This window comes from Streptomyces sp. NPDC091416, from assembly GCF_044756845.1.
Lineage (GTDB): Bacteria > Actinomycetota > Actinomycetes > Streptomycetales > Streptomycetaceae > Streptomyces.
This window is the reverse complement of sequence record NZ_JBIVTU010000032.1, coordinates 13,272-33,796: the sequence shown is the minus strand read 5'-3', so window position 1 is coordinate 33,796 and position 20,525 is coordinate 13,272. Positions and strand designations below refer to the sequence as shown.

Below are 20,525 nucleotides of genomic sequence, written 5' to 3'. Positions count from 1 at the left end.
TTCGCCACGCACCGTCTGTCCCTGGAGGAGGCCCCGATGGCGTACAAGACCTTCCAGCAGAAGGCTGACGGGATGGTCAAGACGCTCCTGCGGCCGTGACGGCCGGGGAGTGCCGCAGGGGAACGCAAAGGAACGCCAGAGAACGCAAAGGAACGCAAGGGAAGGGGCCACGGTGAATGCATCGAGCGGGCTGCGCGTCGTCGTCACGGGCGCGACCGGAAACGTGGGCACGAGCCTGGCCCGGGCCCTGTCGCAAGATCCGGACGTGGGATCGGTCCTCGGCCTGGCCCGGCGGCTGCCCGATCTCACCCTCCCCGGCGTCGAGTGGGGCAGGGTGGACCTCTCCCGCCTGGACAGCGCCAAGAGGATCGCCTCCCTGCTGGCGGGCGCGGACGCCGTCGTGCACCTGGCCTGGCGTTTCCAGCCGACTCATGACCCCGTCGTCACCTGGCGCAGCAACGTCGAGGGCTCCCTGCGGGTCTTCGACGCCGTGCGCACAGCGGGCGTCCCCACCCTGGTCCACGCCTCGTCCGTAGGCGCCTACTCGCCCGGCCCCAAGCGGGAGCCGGGGGTCGACGAGCAGTGGCCCACCCATGGCTGGCCCGATGCCGCCTACTGCCGGGAGAAGGCCTACCTGGAACGGGTCCTGGACACCTTCGAGCTGCGCCACCCGCAGATCCGGGTGGTGCGCATGCGGCCCGGCTTCCTGTTCAAGGAGGCCGCGGCTTCCGAGCAGCGGCGCATCTTCGGCGGGAAGTACCTGCCCGGTGTGCTGCTCCGCCCCGACCTGCTGCCCTTCGTGCCCGATCTCCAGGGGCTGCGGTTCCAGGTGCTGCACACGGACGATGCGGCCGAGGCGTATCGGCTCGCCGTCATCGGAGACGTACGCGGGCCCTTCAACCTCGCCGCCGACACCGTCACCGACGCCCGCACCCTCGGTGAACTCCTCATGCGCGAGTAGTGCGCGCCCCCCTCCCGCTGGTACGCGGCGCCTTGGCGAGCGCCTGGCACGCACGGGCGGTCCCTGCCTCGCCCCACCTCTTCGACGCGGTGCTGCGCCTCCCCGTCATGGACTGCGCACGGGCCCGCGAGGAGCTGGGCTGGCAGCCGCGGTATTCGGCGTCCGACGCGCTGACGGCGTTCCTGCGCGGTGCCGTCCGGGGGAAGGGTGAGGAGACCGCCCCGCTGGCCGGCAGCCGGTGGGCGTGATGGGCGCGGGGCGGGCCCGCGGACGACGCCTGCGGGCCGACAGCTCGCCGCGCCGGCCGGGCGGTGCCAGCATGACAACCATGTCCCGCAAGGCCGTGATCGTCATCGACATGATCAACCCGTACGACCACGCGGACGCGGACCGGCTCCTTCCGTCCGCCGAGCGGGTCGTGCCGGTCATCGCACGCATGCTGAGGGCGGCCCGGGAGAGCGGTTCGCTGGTGATCTATGCCAACGACAATTTCGGCGACTGGCGCTCACATCACGGCGAGATCGTGGAGGCGGCCATGGCGGGCGCCCGCCCCGACCTCGTCGAACCGCTGCGGCCCGATGACAACTCGCTCTTCGTCGTCAAGGCCAGGCACTCCATCTTCTACGAGACACCCCTTCCGTACCTGTTCCACCAGCTGGACGTGGACCACCTCGTCCTGACCGGTCAGGTGACCGAGCAGTGCATCCTCTACTCCGCGCTCGACGCGCACATCCGCCACATGGGCCTGACCATCGCCCGCGACGGTGTGGCCCACATCCATGAGGACCTGGCCGATGCCGCCCTGCGGATGACGGAGCGCAACATGGGCGCCCGGGTGTGCGCCGCCGAAGAGATCGACCTGTGACGCCGGCGGGCCACGCCGGCACGAAAGGACCCCCATGACGCGCGCCGCACTGTTCGACGTGGACGGCACCCTTGTCGACACCAACTACCTGCACGTGACCGCGTGGTGGGAGGCCTTCCACCAGGCCGGTCACACGGTTGCGATGCCCGCGATCCACCGTGCCGTCGGCCTCGGCTCGGACGACCTCATCGACCACCTGCTGGGGCCCGGCCGGGAACGGGAACAGGACGCGGGGATCAGTGCCACGCACTCCGCCCTGTACGCCACCTACTTCGAACGCCTGCCCCCGCTGGAGGGCGCGGCGGATCTGCTGCGCGCCCTGGCCGGCCGGGGCTGGACGATCGTCCTGGCCACCTCCGCCTCCGGCTCGGAGCTCGGGGCCCTACGGCGCGCGCTCGACGCCGACGACGTCATCTCGGGAACAGCGAGTTCCGACGACGTGGACGAGGGGAAGCCCGCCCCGGACCCGATCCGCCACGCGATGGAGATCGCCGGCGCCACCAGCGAGGAGACCGTGTACATCGGCGACTCCGTCTGGGACATGGAGGCGGCGGCCAGGGCCTTGGTGCCCGCCGTGGGCCTCCTGTCGGGCGGCATCCCCCGGGCGGACCTGGAGGCCGCCGGAGCCGTGGAGGTCCACGCCTCACCGTCGGCTCTCCTGGCCCGCCTGGACACCGGCGTGATCGCCCGTATGAGCCCGTAGCGGCCTCGCGTCCCTAACCGCCGTAGCAGAGGCAGAACGGATGCCCGGCCGGGTCCGCGAAGACACGGAAGTCACGCTTGCCGCCGTCGTCGTCGAGGTCGAGCGGCGTGGCCCCCAGGGCGAGCACCTCGCGCTGGGCGGCCTCCATGTCCCGAACCTTGAAGTCCAGGTGCTCCTGCTGCGAGTTCCGGTCGTCACGCGGCCACTCGGGCGCCCGGTACCCGGGGGCCAGCTGAAAGGCGAGGCGCGCCCCGCCGGGTACATGGAGTTCGAACCAGCGGTCGCTGTCGTGCGTCACCTCCCCGCCCAGCACCCCCTGGTAGAACCCGGCGAGCGCCGCTGGGTCCGGGCAGTCGATGGCAACCAGGCAGAAGGTCGCGACAGCCATGTCGTTCCTCGCTTTCTGTGTGCGCGGGTGTGCGGATGTCCCTTCCAGGGTTCCGCGCCCGGCTCAGAGGAAACATGATCCGGCGAGCCCTACGTTTCGACCTCCAGGGATCGGTAACCCATTCCATATGGTGCAATTCGGATACACGATGATGACCGAGCAGTCGGGACCGAGGGCCCTCGTCGAGGACGTGGTGGCGGCCGAGGAGGCCGGCTTCGACTTCTCCGTGACCTCCGACCACTACTTCCCCTGGCTGAAGTCTCAGGGGCACGCCTCGTACGCCTGGAGCGTCCTGGGCGCCGCCGCGCAGGCCACGACCCGCATCCCCCTGATGACCTACGTGACCTGCCCGACCACCCGCTACCACCCCGCCGTGGTGGCGCAGAAGGCCGCCACTCTGCAACTGCTCTCCGAAGGGCGGTTCCGGCTCGGGCTGGGGTCCGGCGAGAGCCTGAACGAACACGTGGTGGGCGGAGGCTGGCCGGACGCCCGGGTACGGCTGGAAAAACTCGAAGAAGCGGTGGAGATCATCAAGGCGCTCCTCGACGGCGGCTACGTCACCCACCACGGCACCCACTTCGACGTGGACAACGCCAAGCTGTGGGACCTGCCCGACGTGGCCGTTCCCCTCGGCATCGCCGTCTCCGGCGACCGGTCGTGCGAGATCGCCGGCCGGCACGCGGATCTGGTGATCGCCACCGAGCCCAAGGCGGAGCTTCTGACCAGCTTCGAACGGCACGGCGGAGGCGGGAAGCCGAGCGTCGGCCAGCTGCCCGTCTGCTACGACACCGACCGCGACGCGGCCGTAAAGCGGGCCCACGACCAGTTCCGCTGGTCGGTCGGCGGCTGGAAGGTCAACTCGGAGCTGCCGGGCCCCTCCGCCTTCGACCAGGCCACCCAGCACGTCCGGCCCGACGACATCGCCCAGGCAGTACCCTGCGGCGACGACATCGGCCGGTTCGTCGAAGCGGTGCGCCCCTTCGTCGACGCGGGGTTCACCGAGGTCGCCCTCGTACAGATCGGGGGCAGCCACCAGAAACCGTTCATCGACTGGGCGCAGGAAAAGCTCCTGCCCGCGCTGCGCGCCATGTGACACACGTACGCAAACGCGTCACCTGGCCCGCAAGCCGGGCGGTACGAGCGCACGCCACTTCCCGCTGCCGAAGCCGTTGGGGAGCACGCCATCGCCCCGGTCCCGGCGTGCCCCGGTGGTTCAGCGGCCGACGGCCTTCTGAAGCTGCTCCTTGTTCATCTTGGAGCGGCCCTCAATGTTCTTCTTCTTCGCCTCTTCGTATAGCTGGTCCTTGGTGCGGCCCTGCGCGCCCTGGTGCGAGCGCTGGCCGCCGCGCTCGGAGGCGGACTTGGGGTCGCGCGTGGACGACTTGCTCGCCGTCCTCGACTCACCCGAGCGAGCACGCTCCTTGTTCACGGTGCGAGCGGCGATTTCCTTGGCACGCTTCTCGGACGTGCCGCGCTTCTGTGCGCTCTCCTTCACGTGTTCGTACTGACGCTCACGCTTGGGGCTGGATCCTGCTGGCATGACGCTGTCCTCCTCGTCCTCGCCCCCGGCCTTCGGGGCCGGCCCGGGGTCACCAACCGGGTTGCCGGGGGGGCTACGCCCGAAACATGCCACCGCCCCGGGGGGTACGCCCACCGCGGCGCGCGCTCGGGTGAAAACCAGGCGGCCCGTACGCCTGGCCGACGGGAAGCGCAGGGCTGATCGGGGGCAGTCACCGTGATGTCAGCCGATGAACTCGCAGACTTCGGGTAGCGGGTCCAGTGCGACGCCGGACCATCGACCGCCGACGGGACTGCTCCAAGGTGAGGTGACACGTGTGCGGCGCGGCACTTTCCCCAGTAACAGCCCTCCGAGAGCAGGACCGGCTAGATGTGTTCCGGAAGGTAGGCCACGCCCTGGACCAGGTCGTACGACAGGGCGCGAACCATGGACCGGACCGCGCCGCTCTTCGCCGAGGCGTGGCGCAGCCTGCCCGCCTCGTCAAGATACGTGGCGTTCGCCACCTCGCCGGCACCGCATTCGCCCCGCAAGTACGCCGCGAGTGTGGGGAACTCCCCGTACAGGCTGTACTTGTAGGAGAGGTCGGCCGAGCAGGTGACCATCAGCTGTTCGAGCGCCATGTCGTCGGTCAGTTTGATCGCCGCTCCACGCGGCGGCGTGATTGCCCGCCCGCCTCAGGGCCGTGGCTGCTTCGTGGTCGCGGGGTGATGCCTCTCGACGTGCGGGTGGGACGTGGCGGTGAACCATCAATGGTGCGCGGGATCGCCGGGTTGGCCAACCGGCGATCCCGCGCTATGTAGCCCCGCTCCTGGGCGCCGATGATCAGCGTGAACGGCTGCTGGCGGGGCCGGCCGCGACCGCCGGCATGGCCGGTGGGCTGGCGATGAGGCTCGTCCTGGGTCCGGTGTCCGCGCTCTGGGGGCGGCGAAGTCCGGTTTCGTGGGCGAGGGTTTCGGAGAGGTCGGACAGCAGGGAGCTGGGGGTGTGCGGGGACGCGGTGATGGTCCAGGTGGGCCGGTCCGGGTCGGGTCCGGCCCAGATGGTCCAGGTGGCCAGGTTCTGGCTGGGGTGCTGGGCGGTGAAGGCGTCGAAGCGGACGCCAGCGAATCCGGCGGGGGATGTCCAGCGGATCCAGCGTCCGTCCACGGTGTGCTTCCACCCTGCGTCGGAGAGCGGCTGCGTGGCCGCGGTGACCTTCTTCTCGTCGACCGGGGATCCGATGGCGGTGTCCCAGCCCTCGCCGTTGGCGAGGTGGTCCAGCAGTTCCTGCAGTACGGGGGCGGGAGTGGCACTGGTAGCGGTGAGGACCCACATGCGGTCGGAGACGGGTGTCTCGTAGGCGGCGATGGTCCACGCGGTCTCCAGGGCCTCGGTTTCGTGGATGAGCTCGATACGCAGGGTCTGGGACTCGTGGACGGCGTGCGTCGTCGCACCCGACCAGGTCCGCCACTTCGCGAACTCACCGTGCGCGTCGAGGAAGCCGTCGAGGAGGGCGTCGTGGTCGCCGCCGTCGGCCAGGTAGACGGGGACGGTTTCCGGCTCCGGCGGGGCCGGTTCGGGCCTGGCCGTGGTGACGTTGAAGACGGAGAGCGCTTCGATGGCAGCGCGTTCGGTGTCGGTCAGGGGTGCCGGGCCGGGGCGCATCGTCTCGCCGTGTCCCTCCTCGAACGCGAGCAGGGCCCGGGCGGGTGAATCGTAGGTGACGGTGACCTGGCGCAGGTGGTCCTCGCTGCGGAGGTGGACGGACTTGCCGTTGGGGCCGAGGTAGGTACCGACCGCGACGGTCGTCTGCCTGTCTTGGGCGTGAGCGTGGATGTAAAGCTGGCCGTGGCGGATGTCGTCGTGGATCTTCTGCGCCGCGTTGGAGAGCTCACGGATCTCGCTGGGAGTGCACCACGGCATCGGATAGTTCGTCCAGGTCCACCCCTTATCCATGGCTTCGCTGAGCCGAGGGGTGGTATCGACCTGGATGCCTTCGGCGATCAGGTGCTTGGCTGCGTCGGCGGCCCAGTAGGGCTCCTCGTGATCGATGCGGGCCAGGACCAGGACGTTGGTTGGGGCGACGCTCCAGCCGGCAGCTTCCAGAGCCATGAGGGCGAGGCGGGACTGCGTGCCGGTCAGTACGGCCTGAACGGCGCTTGGGTGAGTGGGGTGGGTATCGAGGCGGACGTGGGCGTCGATGGCGGGAGTCGTGGGGGGTCTCGTCTCTTCTGCCGATGGCAGGGCCTTCGTGTGCGGCCTTCGGCGTGCGCGTGGGCTAACGGGTTGCTCGTGTGGGCCGGGCGGCGTACGCGACCGTGGTGGTCGGCGGACCGGCGCGGGTGGTGGCCGCTGGTCGCCGCCGCTGTGGCGGGGTGGCTCCGGTGGCGTGCTGCCAGCGGGTACGGATGGCATTGATGTCGGCGAGGGAGCGGCGGGCGCCGACGACGAGTTGGAAGGGGGTGTTCGCCGGGTCGTCGGCGTATGCCCCGATGTGCCGGCCGGTGTGCTCGGCGGTGGACAGGAGGGATCGCTGCAGGGCGCGCTCGGCCCAGTACTCCACGGAACCGGCCGGTTCTGCCAGCAGGCGGAGCACCTCACGCGGTTCGTCGCCAGCGTCGAGCAGGCCGCGCTGCTGGGCCTCCCACAGGACGGTGACGGGGTCGATGGGCTCATCGCGACGGGCGAGGGCGGTCAGGCACTGCCACAGGCCGGCGTGCAGCGGCAGAGTGAGGTCGTCGGGAAGCAGCCAGCCGATGGACACGATGTCAGCGGGGTGAGCGGTGGCGGTCGCGAGCAGCAGCTGCTCCTCCTCGATCGCCTCGGTCTGGTCGGGTGGGGTGGCTGGTGGCGGTGCTGGGGTGCGGGGCAGGACGCCGGCGCGTGGCGGGAAGCGGCTCGCGATGTCGTCCACGAGCGCGGCGAGCGCGTCGGCCTTGTCGAGGGCCGGCTGGACGGGGTACGGGAGGGAGGCGTCGTTGACGGTCTGGACGAGATGTTCGGCGGCCCTGTGTAGTCGGCGGCGGGCGTGTTCGGCCTCGACCATCCGCGCATAGGCCGGGGCGTGGCGGGGCCAGGGGCAGACCTGTACGAGCGTGTGCAGGTACGGGGCGGTCAGTGCGCGCGCCTTCCCGCGTGCCGTGGTGAGCACGTGGTCGAGCCACTTGGTGTTTTTCGCGTGCTCGTCGGGGTCGGGTGGCGGCAGGGTGCTGATCGCGCTGAACAGAGCGGCGTGCGCGGCGGTGGAGAACGAGTCGGCTCCGATGCCGGGCACGTCGCCGAGACGGTGCGGATCCAGGAGGAGAGCGCCGAGGAGGGCCTGCTCGACGTGGAACACCGGCTGCGGCGGCGGCGCAAGTGCGTGGAGATCGTCCTCGCCGGGCTCGGGCTCGGGCTCGGGGGCGGTGGGCATCAGGCGGCCAGGGTGAAGTCGTCGGGATTGAGGGTGACCCCAAGGTGCGGGGCGAGAAGGTGGCCGGCGAGCAACGGGGGCACGGCATTGCCGATCTGGGAGAACTGCTGGCTCTTGTTTCCGGCCCAGGGGTAGTTGGCGGGGAAGGTCTGCAGGAGGCCGGCCTCGCGGGCGGTGATTCGGATCGGCTCGGGAACCGTATGCGTATCGGTGTCAGTGGACGGGGCCGAGGCGGCCTCGGCGACCCAGACGCATTCGTTCGCGCGGTGCCCGAAGAACAGCGTGCCGGCCGGCTCGGAGAGCGGACGGACGGTGGCGTTGGCCTGGTTGTTGCTGCGCAGAGACCAGGACCAGCGCACAGCTTCGGTAGCCCGGGCTTCGGGTGCGCCGTGCCGGGCCGCCCGTCCGGCCTCTTGGCGACCGGGTTTGAGGGCGGCCACGTCTGGCCGGGGCATCCAGGTGCCGCGTTCCCGGGCGTCGGACAAAGTCTTGCGTGAGCCTGACGGGAAGGGTTCGGGGCCGCCTCCTGGTCCGCCGCCCGCGCAGACGGTGGGCACGGGGCGGTCGGTCGCACCCCATCCCAGGGTCTCGGCCATGCTGACCCAGCGATCACGTCCCGGGCCGAACAGGGATTCCGGCTCGGCGAGTTGGGAGTGGGTGGGTGTGGGGGGCTGCGCGCTGCGAACGCGGGAAGCCAGGAGGATGGCCCGCCTCCGGGTCTGCGGAACGCCGAAGTCAGCCGAGTTGAGGATTCCGCACCAGACGGAGAAGCCCCATGTGCGCAGGACGGCCGCGTACTGCTTCCACAGCGGCAGAACGTCCGGTACCTCTTCCATGGCGACCCAGTCGGGCTCGCCAACGGTGTTCAGGGCATGCAGGTAGCGCATCGGCTCGGCTGCGAGCAGGGAACGCTCGTCGCGGCACGCGGCGAGGAGGCGCTCGCGGGTGTCGTGCCCGACGGCGAGGTCCTGGACTGCGGCGTGGACCAGCGGTTGGTCGACCAGGCCGAGGCGCTTGCCGGCCATGCTCCACGCCTGACACGGCGGGGAGGCGATCACGCCGCGGGTCCGGCCGATGAAGGGCGACGTCGGATACATCGCCACATCGGTGCGGATGGTCAACTGACCCGATGCGGCACGGGTCTTGCATGCCCATTGGTCCCATTCCAGGCCAACATCTCGCGCGCCGAGGACATGCAGTGCCCTGCTCCAGCCGCCGGGCCCGGCGAAGAGGTCGAGTATCACGTGGCCAGTCCGAACTCGCTCTGCTCCGGGATCGCGGTGTCGCCGCGGCAGGCCCAGGGCGAGCAGCCGTCCGGCTCGCCGTTCTCCAGTTCGTCTGCGTCGGCCGAGCCGCTCTGGAGGGCGGCCCTTTCCGCGGCGGTGACGTGGTCGATCGGTGCCTCGCTGAGGGGCACTCGTGAGCGGTGAAGGAATGCCTGGCCGAGGAGCTTGTTCCCGGTGGCGTTGGCTCGCGCGTTGCCCTGCCGTATAGCGGCGTCGAACTCCACTACGTCCTGCCATTCATCCGGGTTGGTGTCGCGGATCTGGCGCCACTGAGCGTTCCCGTGGAAGGGACAGCCGAGGCAACTCGATTTCGGAGTGTCCGCGAGCCCGAGTGACGTCAGATACCGGGTGCAGTCGCTACGCGACCAGCCCATATCGATGAGGGGGTGGACGTTGCGCATGTAGCGCACGTCGGCGTCCTTGGCGCGGTGGAACTCATCTGTGGAGATACCGACCCACTGCTCAACGAATACGCCCTTCGGGATCCGTTGCGGATAGGGATAGCCGAGAAGCTCGCGGACCTTTTTCTTTATTGGCTTTATCTTATATTCGCCGGTGCATTGGCGTCGGGTCATGCCTTGCTTTCCGTCCTTGTTCAGGATGTACAGCGGCATGGAAGCGAAGCGGTGTTCAGGGTCGAGTGCGTCGTTTCTGATGTTTCCGGAAGTTACCCGCAGGACGGGTATTGCAGCCGGTGCGGCGATCTCCCTTTCGATTCGGTCGAGGTGTGCATATACGGCGCGCGGCTCCCAGCCCGTGTCGGCGAATATGGCGTAATCGACTTTCGGGAGGATGCCTTCCGCAGAGAGAGCGAGCATGGCGCTGGACTGGACTCCGGCACCGAGGGAGATGGCACGGAACGCCCGGTTCGGGGTGATGGAAATTCCTTCCGACGGGAGGTTGGGGAGGGCCCGGTCACTGCTGCGGCACGCCGAGCGCCCCGGCGAAGGCGGCGACGGTCGCAGTTGCGGCGTCGGGGCGTTGGAGGGCTCGTACGACGGGCGTGCCGATGACGACGGCATCCACGAGTGGTGCCACGGAGGCGGCGAGGTCCGGGGTTGAGATTCCGATCCCGGCCACGATGGGCAGCGGGCCGGTGGCGCGCACACGCTGCACGGCGGCGGCCAGTGCGGCAAGGTCGAGGGGGCCGCGGTACCCGGTGGGAGCGGTGCTGGCGGGGGCGTACAGCCAACCGGACGCGGTCTGCTCGATCGCTTCGAGTTCCTGGTCGGTTGCTGTGCGAGGGGCGAGACGAGGAGCGGTGAGCCCTGCTGCGGCGGCGGTGTGCTGCCACGTTCGGGCCGCGTCGTCGGGGAGGTCGACGACCATGATTCCGGCGGCGCCGGCGTCAGCGAACCGGTGGGCCAGGCGCTCGGGGCCGTGGCGGGCGACGGGATCCCAGTACGTCATCAGGACGGTCGGGCGGAGGCTGGCCGCGTGCTCGACCGCGCGCAGAGCGCGGTCCAGGACGTGCCCGCGCCGCAGGGCGCGGCGGTAGGCGGACTGGATGACGGGGCCGTCGAGGACCGCATCGTCGTGTGCGAGGCCAATCTCGAACAGGTCGGCGCCCGCCCGTGCGAGGGCGTCGAGGCGACGGCGTTCGGCCGTAGCGGTATGGGCGCCGGCAGGAACGAACACACCCAACTGGCAAGCGGGGCGGGCGAGGACGCAGGAGAGGGGGTCAGAGACGGGCAGGGTGATTCCTTGGCAGGGGCGTCCCTTCGGGGTGGGGCGCGGACGGTGCGGCTCGCGGTCGTCAGCGGCCTCGGGAGGGCGACTGGGCGGGGGACGGGGGGACCACGCGGGTCGGTGCGGTTGAACCGGCCGGTGGAAGTCCGATGAAGGAGGCGACGGCTGTCATCCCCGCGGGGGTGAGGCGGAGGCGGTCCAGGGGCGGTCCGCCCTTGAACGCGGGCGCGGCCGAGCCTTCCGCGCGATCGACGAGGCCGTTGGATTCCAGATGCCGCAGTGTGCTGATCAAGATGCGGGGTCCGCGGTTATTGACGTACTGCCGCCCCATGGATTCGGTGACCACGGCGCGTCCTCGGGCGATGTCGTGCAGCGCGGCGCGGTGTGTGGGATTCAGCCGTTCGGCCGGCGGGGCAGAGGTGCCGGAGCGGCCACGGTCTGGCTCCTGGGCGATGTGTGACGCGCAGGTGACGATGTCCTGGGCTGCCAGGGCGGTCAGTTCGCGGGCCATGTGTGCGTTGTGGCCGGCGGACTGAGCACTGAGGTAGGCGAGTTGGTTGAGCCTGACCAGGGCGTCGCTCAGATCGGGGCCGGGTTGCTGGTCGAGGACCGCGGTGATCGCGGCGCTCGTTTCGGATGCCAGCTGTCGTGCAGAGGCAGCATGCGTCTGCGGATCGGGGTCGGTGGGGGAGGCGAGGGCGAGGTCGAGCGCGTCGTTGTGGCGTGTGTACCTCCCGGCGAGCAGCAGGAGCTGTTCGACAGGGGGCACGGGAACGGGCACATCGAACAGGAGGGTGTCGGCAGGCGGCTGTGTCATGCGCGGGGCCGGGTGTGTGTGCTTGCGGAAGGCGTGTGCGGGGGTATGGGGGTGCGGGTTGGGGTGGGCCGACTGCTGCCGTGCAGACAGTCACGGGCGGCAGTCAGAGCCTCGGCGCTCCCCTCCAGGTGCCGACGGAGCCGGCTGTGGTGCACGAGCCCGCTGACGTGTTCCTGAATCGCGCTCTGCGTACCGCGCGTGGTGAGTGCGACGAGGGGGGCGAGGGCTTGGGTGTAGTGGGCGATGGCACGGCCGAGGTGCCCTGCGGTCTGGGCCAAGGTGGCGGCGGTGGGTGACTTCTTCACGCTGGGCACGAGCGCGTATTCGGTCTCGGCGGCCATGCGGGCTGCGAGGTGGCAGAGCAGGCTGACGTGCCGAGTCGCGGTGAACAGTCCGTTGGCGTCGCCGGGGATGCGGAATTCGTGCACGTCCGTGATGACGGCGTCCACTGCGGCGAGCGGGTCGAGGCCGTCCAGGTCAATGGGTTCGTAGGGGCGGATCGAATGTCTCCGGTGCTGGGTCAGGGTCAGGGTCAAGGGCAGGGGTGGCTGCGGTGGCGTAGCGGGTGAGGCCCTCGACGATCAGGTCGGGATGCCGGACGGGCAGTGCGTGGGTGGCGTCCTTGACCAGGGCGAAGTGGGCCTCGGGGATGCGTGCGGCCAGGGCGCGGGTGTGGCCGGCAGGCACGTGGGTGTCACCTGCGCCCGCCAGGAGCGTCAGACGTGGCCCGAGGCTCCGCAGTCCCTCGACGGGACGAGGCCCGCTGGCCGCGAGCGCGTGCCAGAAGGCGGCTACGTCACGGGTCGCGGCATGGTGCAGGCCACGCCGGCACGCCAGAGGAGGCGTGTTGGTCTCGGGTGGTGTGCCGGTGGTGCTCAGGGCCCACGGGCTGGAGCGCGGCAGACGGTGGCGGACCGCGTCCACGGCTGCGGGGGCGCGGGTGCAGGCGCCTGCGAGGAGGTCGCGGCCGAAGCCGACCAATCGGTTGCGTGCCCCGGCCTGCGAGCGTGTAGCGACGGGTCCGTCGGGCGTGGAGATCAGCAGGAGCCCATGGATGCGGGGGCGCAGATCGGGACGCAGTGTGGTGAGCGTCTGCAGGATCATGCCGCCCATCGAGTGGCCGGCCAGGACCAGCGGACCGTGCGGGGCAAGCTCCTGGACGATGTGGGCCAGGTCGGTGGCGAGCTGATCCAGGGTTATGGGTGCCGTCCCCCGGGTGGATCGGCCATGGGCGCGCTGGTCGTAGCGCACGACTCGCATGCCCTGAGCGGTGAGGTGAGGCGTGTGTAGGCGCCACAGGTCGGCGGTGACGGACAGCCCGTGGACCAGGACGGCTGTGACAGGCGCGTCGGACGACCCGTCGACATAGGCGGACACCTCCGCTCCGTCGGACAGGCGCACACGTCGGGTGCCGGCAGGGCGGTTCGGAATCGGACTGATGACAGGGTTCCTCGGGCAGGGGGCAGGTATCGGGCTTGGCAGCGTTGAAGTAGAGGGCCATCCGGCGGCGCTGCGTTGAGAGTGCGCGGCATCCTTGGGTGGGCGAGGCGGACCTGCTTGTCGTCTGCCTCCTGCAAGGACGAGTGGGCGTTTGACGACGGTCAACGGCGCTGGCGTGTTTGCCCGAACGTCCGGGCGGCCTGGGCGACGGCGTGATCGACGTGGGGATTCACTGCGGCATCCTTGACGGGCGTGATCAGTGCGCTGTTGCTGGTCTGGACGAGGAACGGCACCTCGCGATAGACGCGTTCGGCAGGAATGCCGCTGGTGAGGTGAGTGAAGAACTGGGCGACCAACTCGTCCGGCACGTCGGGCGTGAACGTGGCGGTCCAGTGCGTGTCGAAACCGTCGTACACGGAGTGCTTGATCTGCCAGGGGTGATCGGGGTCCGCACTGTGCTCGACAGTGCAGTGCTCGTCGGGAGATCTCCACACGACGCCCGTCGCCGTTGCCGTGACGCCCCAGCCGCTTGCCTCTGCGAGGTGGCCGACGGACTCGGTCGCGAGGGGAATGCGGTCGGCGTGCCGGCGGTCCCCGAGCAGTTGGGGCAGAGCCTGGGTAACGGACGCGATGGCCTCGCTGGGTGTCTGGCGGCTGAACTCCATTCGCCAGTAGGGATCGTGGTGCGCGATGGTCCACCACACACCGTCCTGGCGGGCCGGGGCGAAGTCGAGGAAGACGCCGCCGCAAGGGCTGTCGACCTCGACACGTCCGGTGTCCCGGTCGTGCTTGTGAGACCAGCTGAACAGGTGGACGAGTGGGCCGATGGCGTCGTTGATCTTGTTCATCCCAGCCCCGGCCAGATACCGCGGTGAGACAAGGACCATGTCGTCCGGGGCGATCGTGTTCACCGCAGCCTCCGGGCCGTGTTGCTGGGCTTGGGCGCCGCACCTGGTGCCGTCGGCTTGGAGACGAGCGGCTCCTGGAACGCCAGCGCGAGCCGCCCGGCCGCCGAGACCGTCACGTCCTGACCCACGTACCCAGCAGTCCGGGCAACCCGGACCAGTCGATGCTCTTCCAGCACGGCGAAGGGGGCCGGGCGGATGGCCTTTCCATCGCCCCCCTGGACCCGGGCGGCCCCCTTCCGCCCGACGTATCGCAGGGCGCCGCCTTGAGCGATGAGTTCGAGCGCGGCGTACTGGGCAGGCGTCAACTGTGGAATGTCTGGGCGGTGTTCCGGGTACTCCGTCAGGTCGCTGGTGATCCCCGACGCTGCGTTGAAGCAGAAGTTCGCGCTCAGGGACAGGTGGCGGGCCGCGGAGGCCAGTGCTGCCTTCAGGACAGGCGCGGCCTCGGCGTGCCGGGTCTGCCGGATGGACTCCACATCGGGAGGCGGGCCGCCGACGAACACTGCCCCTTCGAGGGGGTTCTCGCTCACGGCGCTCGCCAGCTGAGAGGCGGCAGTCGAAGCGGAGGCGATGACGCTACTGAACGCAGCCAGCGAGAACAGGCTGCCGGGCACGGCGGTGTACTGACTGCCATCGAGCACCGACAGCCGGATCAGCGCGCGACCGACCAGCTCATGAATGGAGAGGATCTGCTGTCCGACCTCTTTGAGCAGGTCACTGCCTGGCTGGGGGTTCAGTGCTTCCACGGTGACCTGCAGGGCGGTGAAGTCGGCACCGAGGTCCCGGAGACGGTCGATCTGCAAGGGCAGATCGATCTGGCGCAAGGGAATGATGAGCTCCTAGGTTGAGGGACAACGCCTCGATGGGCGTGGGTACGCGTGGCCGCAGAGGGCGGGTAGCTACGCGGCGGTGCCGTAGTCGTCCTGCTGGGGGGCGTGTTTGGCGATGGCCCGGGCAGTGATGGCCTTCGACGCGCGGGCGGAGGAGGCGGAGAGCTCGTCGGCACCGGGCTCCAGGTACCACGGCCGTAGGTCGAGCATCGCGGCGCGCATGCCTGTGGCGAAGCACAGCGCCGTCCCCTTGGGCAGGGCACGGATCGCATCCGCAGGCAGGATTCGCTCCTGCCGCATGCTCACCGAGGTGGACTTGCCCGACTCGGAGTGGGAGGTGGACACTGTCTCCACATCGTGGTCGCCGATCAGACGCGACAGTTTGTCGGCGAAGTCGGGGTCGTCGATACCGGACCCGATGATCTTCACGGTCGAGGCGCTCCACATCGCGTCCATGCCGGCGTCGCCCCAGACTTTCTGCCCCTGGCGGTAGCTCTGCAAGATCGTGATGGGGATGATCCCGCGACTGCCGAGGTGGGAGTACAGGTCTGGCAGGTCGCTGATTTTGCACACGTTCGCGGCTTCGTCGAGGATCGCGAGCATCGGCGGATCGAGGCGTCCGCCGGCGCGTTCGGCCTGGGCGGTGGCGGCGCGCATCACCGAGTCCGCGCACGCGGCGATCAGTGCCGAGGCTCCGCCGCCGCCGTCCTTGCTCAGCAGGAACAGCGTGTCGGTGGAGGTGACGAAGTCGGCAGGCCGGAACTCGGCGACGGCCTTCTGTGGTGTCACCCATGCTGCGATCTCGGAGTTGAGTAGGGCGGCGGCGTACTGGCGGGCGGTCTCGTAGATGCCGTCGCGTGTCTCCGGGGGGCCCTCGACGGTGCCCTTGAGCTGGGCGGCGACGGCGGCGAAGTCGTGGTCGCGGAGGATGTCGAGCGGGGTGCGGTCGGCGGGGAAGGCGAGCCACTGCATGATGTCGGTGATCGGCCGCTCGTCGAGTGCTGCCGCCAGCAGCAGCTGGGACAGGATGTTGCTCCCGGCCTTCGACCAGAAGTCGCCCTGCTGGGAGGCGTCCACCGATGCGGCGAGGAAGTGTCCGGCGAGCCGGTTCGCACCGTCTAGGGTTCTCGCACTGGCGAGAGGGTTCCACCACATCTCGCGTGCGGCGTGGGCAATCTGCTGGGGGTCCATGGTCCACACGGCTCCTGCCTCCGCCCGGGCCTCGTAGGCAGTGGTGAAGGCGTCTCCGGCGGCCTTGTTGGATGTCAGCAGGACCGGGCCTGGCGCGGCGAGCATGGAAGGGATGGCGAGGGAGGTGGTCTTGCCGGACCGCGGAGCCATGATTGCGACGGCGACGTCCTCGAAGCCCATCCGCACCTCGTGGCGGCTCCCCTGGAGGTTGCCGAGCAGGATGCCGGTGTCCCTCGCGTCGACGCGCTTGGCGTCCTTCAGACTCGGGCGCAGGGAACGCGCCTTGTCGGTGATCGCCTTGGCCATCAGCGGCTGAATGTCCCGGGCCTTGGCCATGTCGGTGATCTTCTTCCGGCCGCCGCTGCGGTTCTTGTATCGGGCCCACACGACACCGGCAACCGTTGCGAGGGCCAGGAGGAGGAGACCGGGGACGATGCGAGTGCTGATCAGCAGGGATGCGTCTCCTGCCTGGGGCCATACCTGTTCGGGGTGGAGCAGGGCGGCCGTCGGTTGATAGGGCGCCCAGCCGGATCCGGTGATGTACGCGGCGCAGTTGCCGGACAGCCAGGCCAGGTGGGACAGGGGAACAACGACGGCGAGCGCTCCGAACAGGAGCCGCAGGACGAGGTCGTACCCGTCGGTGGAGCTGTTGGAGGAGGGGGGCAAGTGGTATGCGCTTCCAGGCGAGGGCAGGGGGTTCAGCGACCGCGACTGTTCATGGGCGGCGGCAACAGGGGTGGGCTCGGGTTCGCAGCCGGAGCGGAACGCCGAGCTGCGAGGGACTGAACGCGCTCTTCGAGGGCGGAGGCGATCGACGCGACAGGAATGTCCGTGGGCCGGCGGGTGATGAGGCCCGGATCTCGTGTCGGGAGACACCGCGGACTGTCCGTACGCGGGACGGGACGCGGGTCGGCGAGCGCGGCAGTGAACGCCGTGACCAGGTGGACAGGGGTGCGCTCGTCAAACCGGGCCTGCCACACCGGCAGCTGCGCACGGTCCCGGCCGAGCGTCGCCGTGACCCACCAGGAACCCGGATCCTGAACGGTGCCCGATCGCTGGACGTATGTGGCTCCGTCCGGTGAGACGAATCCCGGGGCTCCAGCACTGGGTGTCCAGGCGATCTGGCGGAGGGGTTCGTACGGGTCGGTCGGTTTTTGCGCGGCGGGAGCCGGGTCGGTGAGGGCGTCGGTGACGGCGGCGATGAGTTCGACGGGCGTGCGGGCGCCGAAACTGGCGTACCAGGCGGGCCGGTCCGGCTCCGCGGCGTGGTGAAGGGTCCACCACGGTCCGCCGGGATCGGGCTCCAGGCGTAGGAGGGCCTTCTGGTCGGGGCTGGAGAGCAGGACGCGTGGCATCAGGGGGTCGTGTCCGTAGCTCCAGTTGCTTGCGCGGTGGAGGGGAACGGTGATCCACGCGGGGTCGCCTCCGCCGGCCAGGTGTCGGGGAGCGATGAGTTCGCCCTCGATGCTCTCGTGCGCGAGGGGCATGTTCACCTCCGAACCGAGGGCACGTGCCCGGGCGCGATTGCCGGGGTCGTGGTCGGTTTCGGGGCGAGCGGTGAGGGGGCATGCCGGGCGGCGGCGTTGATCTCACGGAGCGCGTGGCCGTAGGAAGCCCAGTCGTCGAGGTAACTCCACGAAGCGGCGTGATGCTCGGCGAGGGCGTCATCAAAGGCGGCGGTGCCCGGACGGGCGTTGCCGGGGAGCGAGTCTTGCGTCTCCAGCCACTGCTCGGTGAGCGCTTCGAGGCCGTCGAGCGAGGAATTCAGGACGCCCAACTGGTACACCCAGCGGCTCTGGACCGTGTGCGCCGGCAGGTTGGCCAGTTGAGTCTCCGCCGTGGCCAGTAGGTGTCGGGCACCGGCGCGGACGTTCTCGAAGGCGTTGAAGGTGTCTGCGTCGCGCTGGCTGGCGCGTATTCCGTAGGAGTCGTTGTCGTGTGGCCAGCCGTCGAGGTCGGTGTGTTCGTCGGAGTAGACGTCCCAGGCGTCGAGGATCTTCTTGCTGTCGCGGACGTAGTTGTCGGCGTGCCGGAGGTACTCACGGTGGGCGCGATCGGGGGAGATGGTGAGTGGGTCCAATCAGTTTCAGCGGCGAGCGGCCGGCCGCTCGCCGCCGGCCCTCACGGGGGTCGTGGTGAGCGCGGATCCTTGCTGGCGGCGGCCAGCGTGGGCCTTTACGCGGATGGCTTCGAGTCTTTTGGTGTGTGCCGCCACGACCTGTTCGGGAGTGAGCGGGCTCGGTTGCTGTACCGCGCTGTAGTGGCCCAACCGCTCGTACATGCCGCGCTGGAGCGGGGCGGGGTCGGCAAGTGCGGTGATGAAGGTGCTTACGAGGTGTTCGGGAGCGCCTTCGGTGAACCAGGCGGACCAGATCCGGGGGCCCATCGGTGTGCCCTGTCCCGGTTGGCGGGCTCCGATGCTCCAGGACGACACTGTGGCGTCATCTTTGGCGGGTCGCTGCTGGACGTAGCACATGCCATCGGGGGAGTAGGCCGTGTCTGTCGAGTCACGTACCCAACCTGCTGTTTCCAGGATGCGAAAGGGATCTTGTGCCTGAGCGGGCATGGGGGAGATGAGGGTGTCGGTGACGTGGCCGAGGATCTCGGCCGGGAGGAGTTCACCGAATTGCGCGTGCCAGCCGAATTCGTCGACGGTGGGTTCGGCCTGCAGCCACCACCAGGCCAAGGTGGGGGACTGCGGCGTGAACGTGAGGTTGTACCGGTGGTCAGGGCTGTGCAGAGCGATCTCTGGGCTGAGCGGATCGGACGTGCAGGTCCAGCTGGCGGCGGCCAGTCCGTGGGTGACGTGGCGGGCGTCACCGGGACCGGCGAGGTGACGCGGGCTGGTGTCGAACGGGATCCTCCCGGCGAGCGTGTCGGCGAAGGCGGCGAGTTGCCGGGTGCTCAGGGGCACCAGTCGCACGCTGCCTTGGTCGACGAAGGCTTCTCGGCGCGCAGGGCGTCCAGGATGTAGTGCAGGGTGTGCTGGCCGGCCTGCTCCCAGGCAGCGGTGCGCAACTCGGATATCAGGAAAGCCACTTCGCTGGTGGCCGGAGTGTCCGGGTGCTCCTGGACAACACGGGCCAGGGCACGAAGGGTGTCGGCGAACTGGACGGGTATGCCGGTGTATTCGTCCAGCAGCGGCGCGACGAGGTCGAGGGCTTCGTCGAGGTCCGGGTCGCTGCGCAGGTACTCGGTGAGGAGGGACAGGGTCTCGCTTGCGGCGCGGATGGTGTCCGGGGTGAGAACGGTCATGAGGTTCCTCGGGGTGTTCGTGGTCATCGGCGGGCACGGGTGGCGTCGGCGCGGGAATGCGGGCGGGCCGTGGTGTGTGGTCGGCTGTTCCGGGCGCTGTTGCGTGTCCAGGTCGTGGCGCGGGTGGCGGTGATCCGGGCCTGCTGCCAGGCGCTGAGTTCGGAGGGCAGCACGGAGACGGACGTGGTGCGGATTCGTGCGCTCTGTGGGACGCGTCCCAGTGGTCGCATCACGGGCTCGGGGCTGGCGAGAGCGGTCGAGAAGGCTTGCACGAGGTGCAGCGGGGTGGTGGAGGTGAACTGGGCGACCCAGCCGTTGCCGTGTTCGTCTTTGGCTCCGGACCACCACATCGCCGTTCCGTCCGGGGTCTGGTGGTACTGCATCCAGGCGCTGCCGTCGGCACTGGTCGCAGTGGGATGTCTGGCATTCGGCTCGTCGCGCCAGCGCCCCTCGTGAAGTGGCGCCCACGCGTTGGGAGCGTGCGCGGAGCGGGGCTGGTTGAGGGCGTCGGTGAGTCCGGCGACGATTTCCACCGGCGTTTGCTGTCCGAGGACTGCCCACCACTCGTCTTGGTGGCCGGATGCCTTGCCGTGGACCGTCCATCCGCCGGGCTGTGTATAGGGGTCGTAGGCGATGCGGACCATACGGTCGGGGCTTTCCATGACAAGAGGGCCACCCCTCTTCGACTTGTCTTTCCACCCGGAGGCGCGCAGGTATTCGGAGACGTGGCGGACGTCCCCGCCGCCGGCGAGTGCGCGGGGCTGGATGAGGTAGTGCTGCTGGGGAACCTCGGCGGGCCCCCACTCCTGCCGCTTCTTCTTCACCGGTGCCGCCTGACGACCAGCGGAGCAGGGGCAGGGGAAAACGAGGTGGTGGTGGCGGGCTGTGTGGCGACACTCCGGAGGGTCTCGCGGTGCTCGTCCAGATCGCCGCTGATGGCGTCGAGCTCGTTCGAGGCCCGGCCCAGGGCGAGCCACACCTCTGGGGGCAGTGATCCCCGTTCGGCCTGGTCCTTGGCGAAGGTGCTGCCGGTTGCGACGAGGCGGTTGACGCCGGCAAGGACTCCACCGTCGGGATTCAGGATGCGGGCGAGGAGCTGTGTGGCCTCCCGCGCGGGTGCGTGAGCTAGCTGGTCGGCAAGCTGGCCGAGCTGGCGGGTGATCTCGTCGGCCAGCCATGCCGGGTACGGATAGGGATGGGGCATGTTCCTCCAGGTCGGGGATGGTCAGCGGGAGTGCCCGGTTCGCTGTGACGGGGAGTGAACGGGCTCAGGCTGTACGCC

General features: G+C 69.6%; 23 protein-coding genes and 1 pseudogene. 4 read left to right on the top strand and 20 right to left on the bottom strand.

The features are described from left to right. Positions 1-172: 172 nt before the first annotated feature. The 3 genes and pseudogenes from ACIQMX_RS41325 (at position 173) to ACIQMX_RS41315 (ending at position 2,529) form a co-directional block, all read left to right on the top strand. A pseudogene (locus tag ACIQMX_RS41325) lies at positions 173-1,209 on the top strand (NAD-dependent epimerase/dehydratase family protein). 80 nt (positions 1,210-1,289) lie between these two features. Further along, positions 1,290-1,826, top strand: a complete 537-nt coding sequence (locus ACIQMX_RS41320; RefSeq protein ID WP_402486600.1) for an isochorismatase family cysteine hydrolase — start codon at positions 1,290-1,292, stop codon at positions 1,824-1,826. Positions 1,827-1,860: 34 nt separating this feature from the next. Further along, positions 1,861-2,529, top strand: a complete 669-nt coding sequence (locus ACIQMX_RS41315; protein WP_402486592.1) for an HAD family hydrolase — start codon at positions 1,861-1,863, stop codon at positions 2,527-2,529. A gap of 13 nt (positions 2,530-2,542) precedes the next feature. Here ACIQMX_RS41315 and ACIQMX_RS41310 read toward each other — a convergent pair whose 3' ends face one another. Then, on the bottom strand, positions 2,543-2,917 hold the full coding sequence (locus tag ACIQMX_RS41310; RefSeq protein ID WP_402486590.1) for a VOC family protein: 375 nt from the start codon (positions 2,915-2,917) through the stop codon (positions 2,543-2,545). A 127-nt stretch (positions 2,918-3,044) separates the two neighbouring features. On the opposite strand from ACIQMX_RS41310, the gene ACIQMX_RS41305 reads away from it, so the two are divergent. Beyond that, positions 3,045-4,010, top strand: a complete 966-nt coding sequence (locus tag ACIQMX_RS41305) for an LLM class F420-dependent oxidoreductase (protein WP_402486587.1) — start codon at positions 3,045-3,047, stop codon at positions 4,008-4,010. Positions 4,011-4,130: 120 nt separating this feature from the next. Here the strand turns inward: ACIQMX_RS41305 and ACIQMX_RS41300 are convergent, their stop codons facing one another. The 19 genes from ACIQMX_RS41300 to ACIQMX_RS41210 form a co-directional block, all read right to left on the bottom strand. Continuing rightward, a complete protein-coding gene (locus tag ACIQMX_RS41300; protein ID WP_402486584.1) occupies positions 4,131-4,457 on the bottom strand; it encodes a plasmid stabilization protein in 327 nt (108 codons plus the stop codon). Positions 4,458-4,801: 344 nt separating this feature from the next. Beyond that, complete coding sequence (locus ACIQMX_RS41295) at positions 4,802-5,056, bottom strand: hypothetical protein (RefSeq protein ID WP_402486581.1); 255 nt, start codon at positions 5,054-5,056, stop codon at positions 4,802-4,804. A 202-nt stretch (positions 5,057-5,258) separates the two neighbouring features. Next, the gene (locus ACIQMX_RS41290; RefSeq protein ID WP_402486578.1) at positions 5,259-6,527 is read right to left on the bottom strand and encodes a DUF317 domain-containing protein; all 1,269 of its coding nucleotides are present in this window, start codon (positions 6,525-6,527) and stop codon (positions 5,259-5,261) included. A gap of 166 nt (positions 6,528-6,693) precedes the next feature. Then, positions 6,694-7,827 carry a DnaB-like helicase N-terminal domain-containing protein gene (locus ACIQMX_RS41285; protein ID WP_402486575.1) on the bottom strand — a complete coding sequence of 378 codons (1,134 nt, stop codon included), beginning with the start codon at positions 7,825-7,827 and terminating at the stop codon, positions 6,694-6,696. Continuing rightward, complete coding sequence (locus ACIQMX_RS41280) at positions 7,827-9,071, bottom strand: DNA cytosine methyltransferase (protein WP_402486572.1); 1,245 nt, start codon at positions 9,069-9,071, stop codon at positions 7,827-7,829. Before ACIQMX_RS41280 ends, ACIQMX_RS41285 begins: the two co-directional genes overlap by 1 nt. Beyond that, a complete protein-coding gene (locus ACIQMX_RS41275) occupies positions 9,068-9,931 on the bottom strand; it encodes a hypothetical protein (protein WP_402486569.1) in 864 nt (287 codons plus the stop codon). The genes ACIQMX_RS41280 and ACIQMX_RS41275 overlap by 4 nt, the downstream gene beginning before the upstream one ends. Positions 9,932-10,028: 97 nt before the next feature. Next, positions 10,029-10,751, bottom strand: coding sequence for a tryptophan synthase subunit alpha (trpA, locus tag ACIQMX_RS41270; protein WP_402486566.1), 723 nt, complete (start codon positions 10,749-10,751; stop codon positions 10,029-10,031). 118 nt (positions 10,752-10,869) lie between these two features. After that, on the bottom strand, positions 10,870-11,619 hold the full coding sequence (locus ACIQMX_RS41265; RefSeq protein ID WP_402486564.1) for a hypothetical protein: 750 nt from the start codon (positions 11,617-11,619) through the stop codon (positions 10,870-10,872). Next, a complete protein-coding gene (locus ACIQMX_RS41260) occupies positions 11,616-12,155 on the bottom strand; it encodes a hypothetical protein (protein ID WP_402486561.1) in 540 nt (179 codons plus the stop codon). Before ACIQMX_RS41260 ends, ACIQMX_RS41265 begins: the two co-directional genes overlap by 4 nt. Continuing rightward, positions 12,097-12,996 carry an alpha/beta fold hydrolase gene (locus tag ACIQMX_RS41255; protein ID WP_402486558.1) on the bottom strand — a complete coding sequence of 300 codons (900 nt, stop codon included), beginning with the start codon at positions 12,994-12,996 and terminating at the stop codon, positions 12,097-12,099. The genes ACIQMX_RS41260 and ACIQMX_RS41255 overlap by 59 nt, the downstream gene beginning before the upstream one ends. A gap of 224 nt (positions 12,997-13,220) precedes the next feature. Next, complete coding sequence (locus tag ACIQMX_RS41250) at positions 13,221-13,970, bottom strand: DUF317 domain-containing protein (protein WP_402486555.1); 750 nt, start codon at positions 13,968-13,970, stop codon at positions 13,221-13,223. After that, positions 13,967-14,791, bottom strand: a complete 825-nt coding sequence (locus ACIQMX_RS41245) for a hypothetical protein (protein ID WP_402486552.1) — start codon at positions 14,789-14,791, stop codon at positions 13,967-13,969. Before ACIQMX_RS41245 ends, ACIQMX_RS41250 begins: the two co-directional genes overlap by 4 nt. Positions 14,792-14,866: 75 nt before the next feature. Beyond that, positions 14,867-16,654, bottom strand: coding sequence for a type IV secretory system conjugative DNA transfer family protein (locus ACIQMX_RS41240; RefSeq protein WP_402486549.1), 1,788 nt, complete (start codon positions 16,652-16,654; stop codon positions 14,867-14,869). Between the two features lie 32 nt (positions 16,655-16,686). Beyond that, positions 16,687-17,475, bottom strand: coding sequence for a DUF317 domain-containing protein (locus tag ACIQMX_RS41235; RefSeq protein WP_402486546.1), 789 nt, complete (start codon positions 17,473-17,475; stop codon positions 16,687-16,689). A 2-nt stretch (positions 17,476-17,477) separates the two neighbouring features. After that, positions 17,478-18,068 (bottom strand): hypothetical protein, encoded by a 591-nt coding sequence (locus ACIQMX_RS41230; protein WP_402486543.1) that lies wholly within the window; start codon positions 18,066-18,068, stop codon positions 17,478-17,480. 6 nt (positions 18,069-18,074) lie between these two features. Further along, positions 18,075-18,902: a DUF317 domain-containing protein gene (locus ACIQMX_RS41225; protein WP_402486540.1), complete on the bottom strand. Its 828-nt coding sequence runs from the start codon at positions 18,900-18,902 to the stop codon at positions 18,075-18,077. Further along, positions 18,893-19,243, bottom strand: coding sequence for a hypothetical protein (locus tag ACIQMX_RS41220; protein ID WP_402486537.1), 351 nt, complete (start codon positions 19,241-19,243; stop codon positions 18,893-18,895). The genes ACIQMX_RS41225 and ACIQMX_RS41220 overlap by 10 nt, the downstream gene beginning before the upstream one ends. A gap of 23 nt (positions 19,244-19,266) precedes the next feature. Next, the gene (locus tag ACIQMX_RS41215; protein WP_402486535.1) at positions 19,267-20,067 is read right to left on the bottom strand and encodes a DUF317 domain-containing protein; all 801 of its coding nucleotides are present in this window, start codon (positions 20,065-20,067) and stop codon (positions 19,267-19,269) included. Beyond that, entirely contained in the window at positions 20,064-20,447 is a 384-nt protein-coding gene (locus ACIQMX_RS41210; protein WP_402486532.1) for a hypothetical protein, read from the bottom strand. The genes ACIQMX_RS41215 and ACIQMX_RS41210 overlap by 4 nt, the downstream gene beginning before the upstream one ends. Positions 20,448-20,525 lie beyond the last annotated feature (78 nt).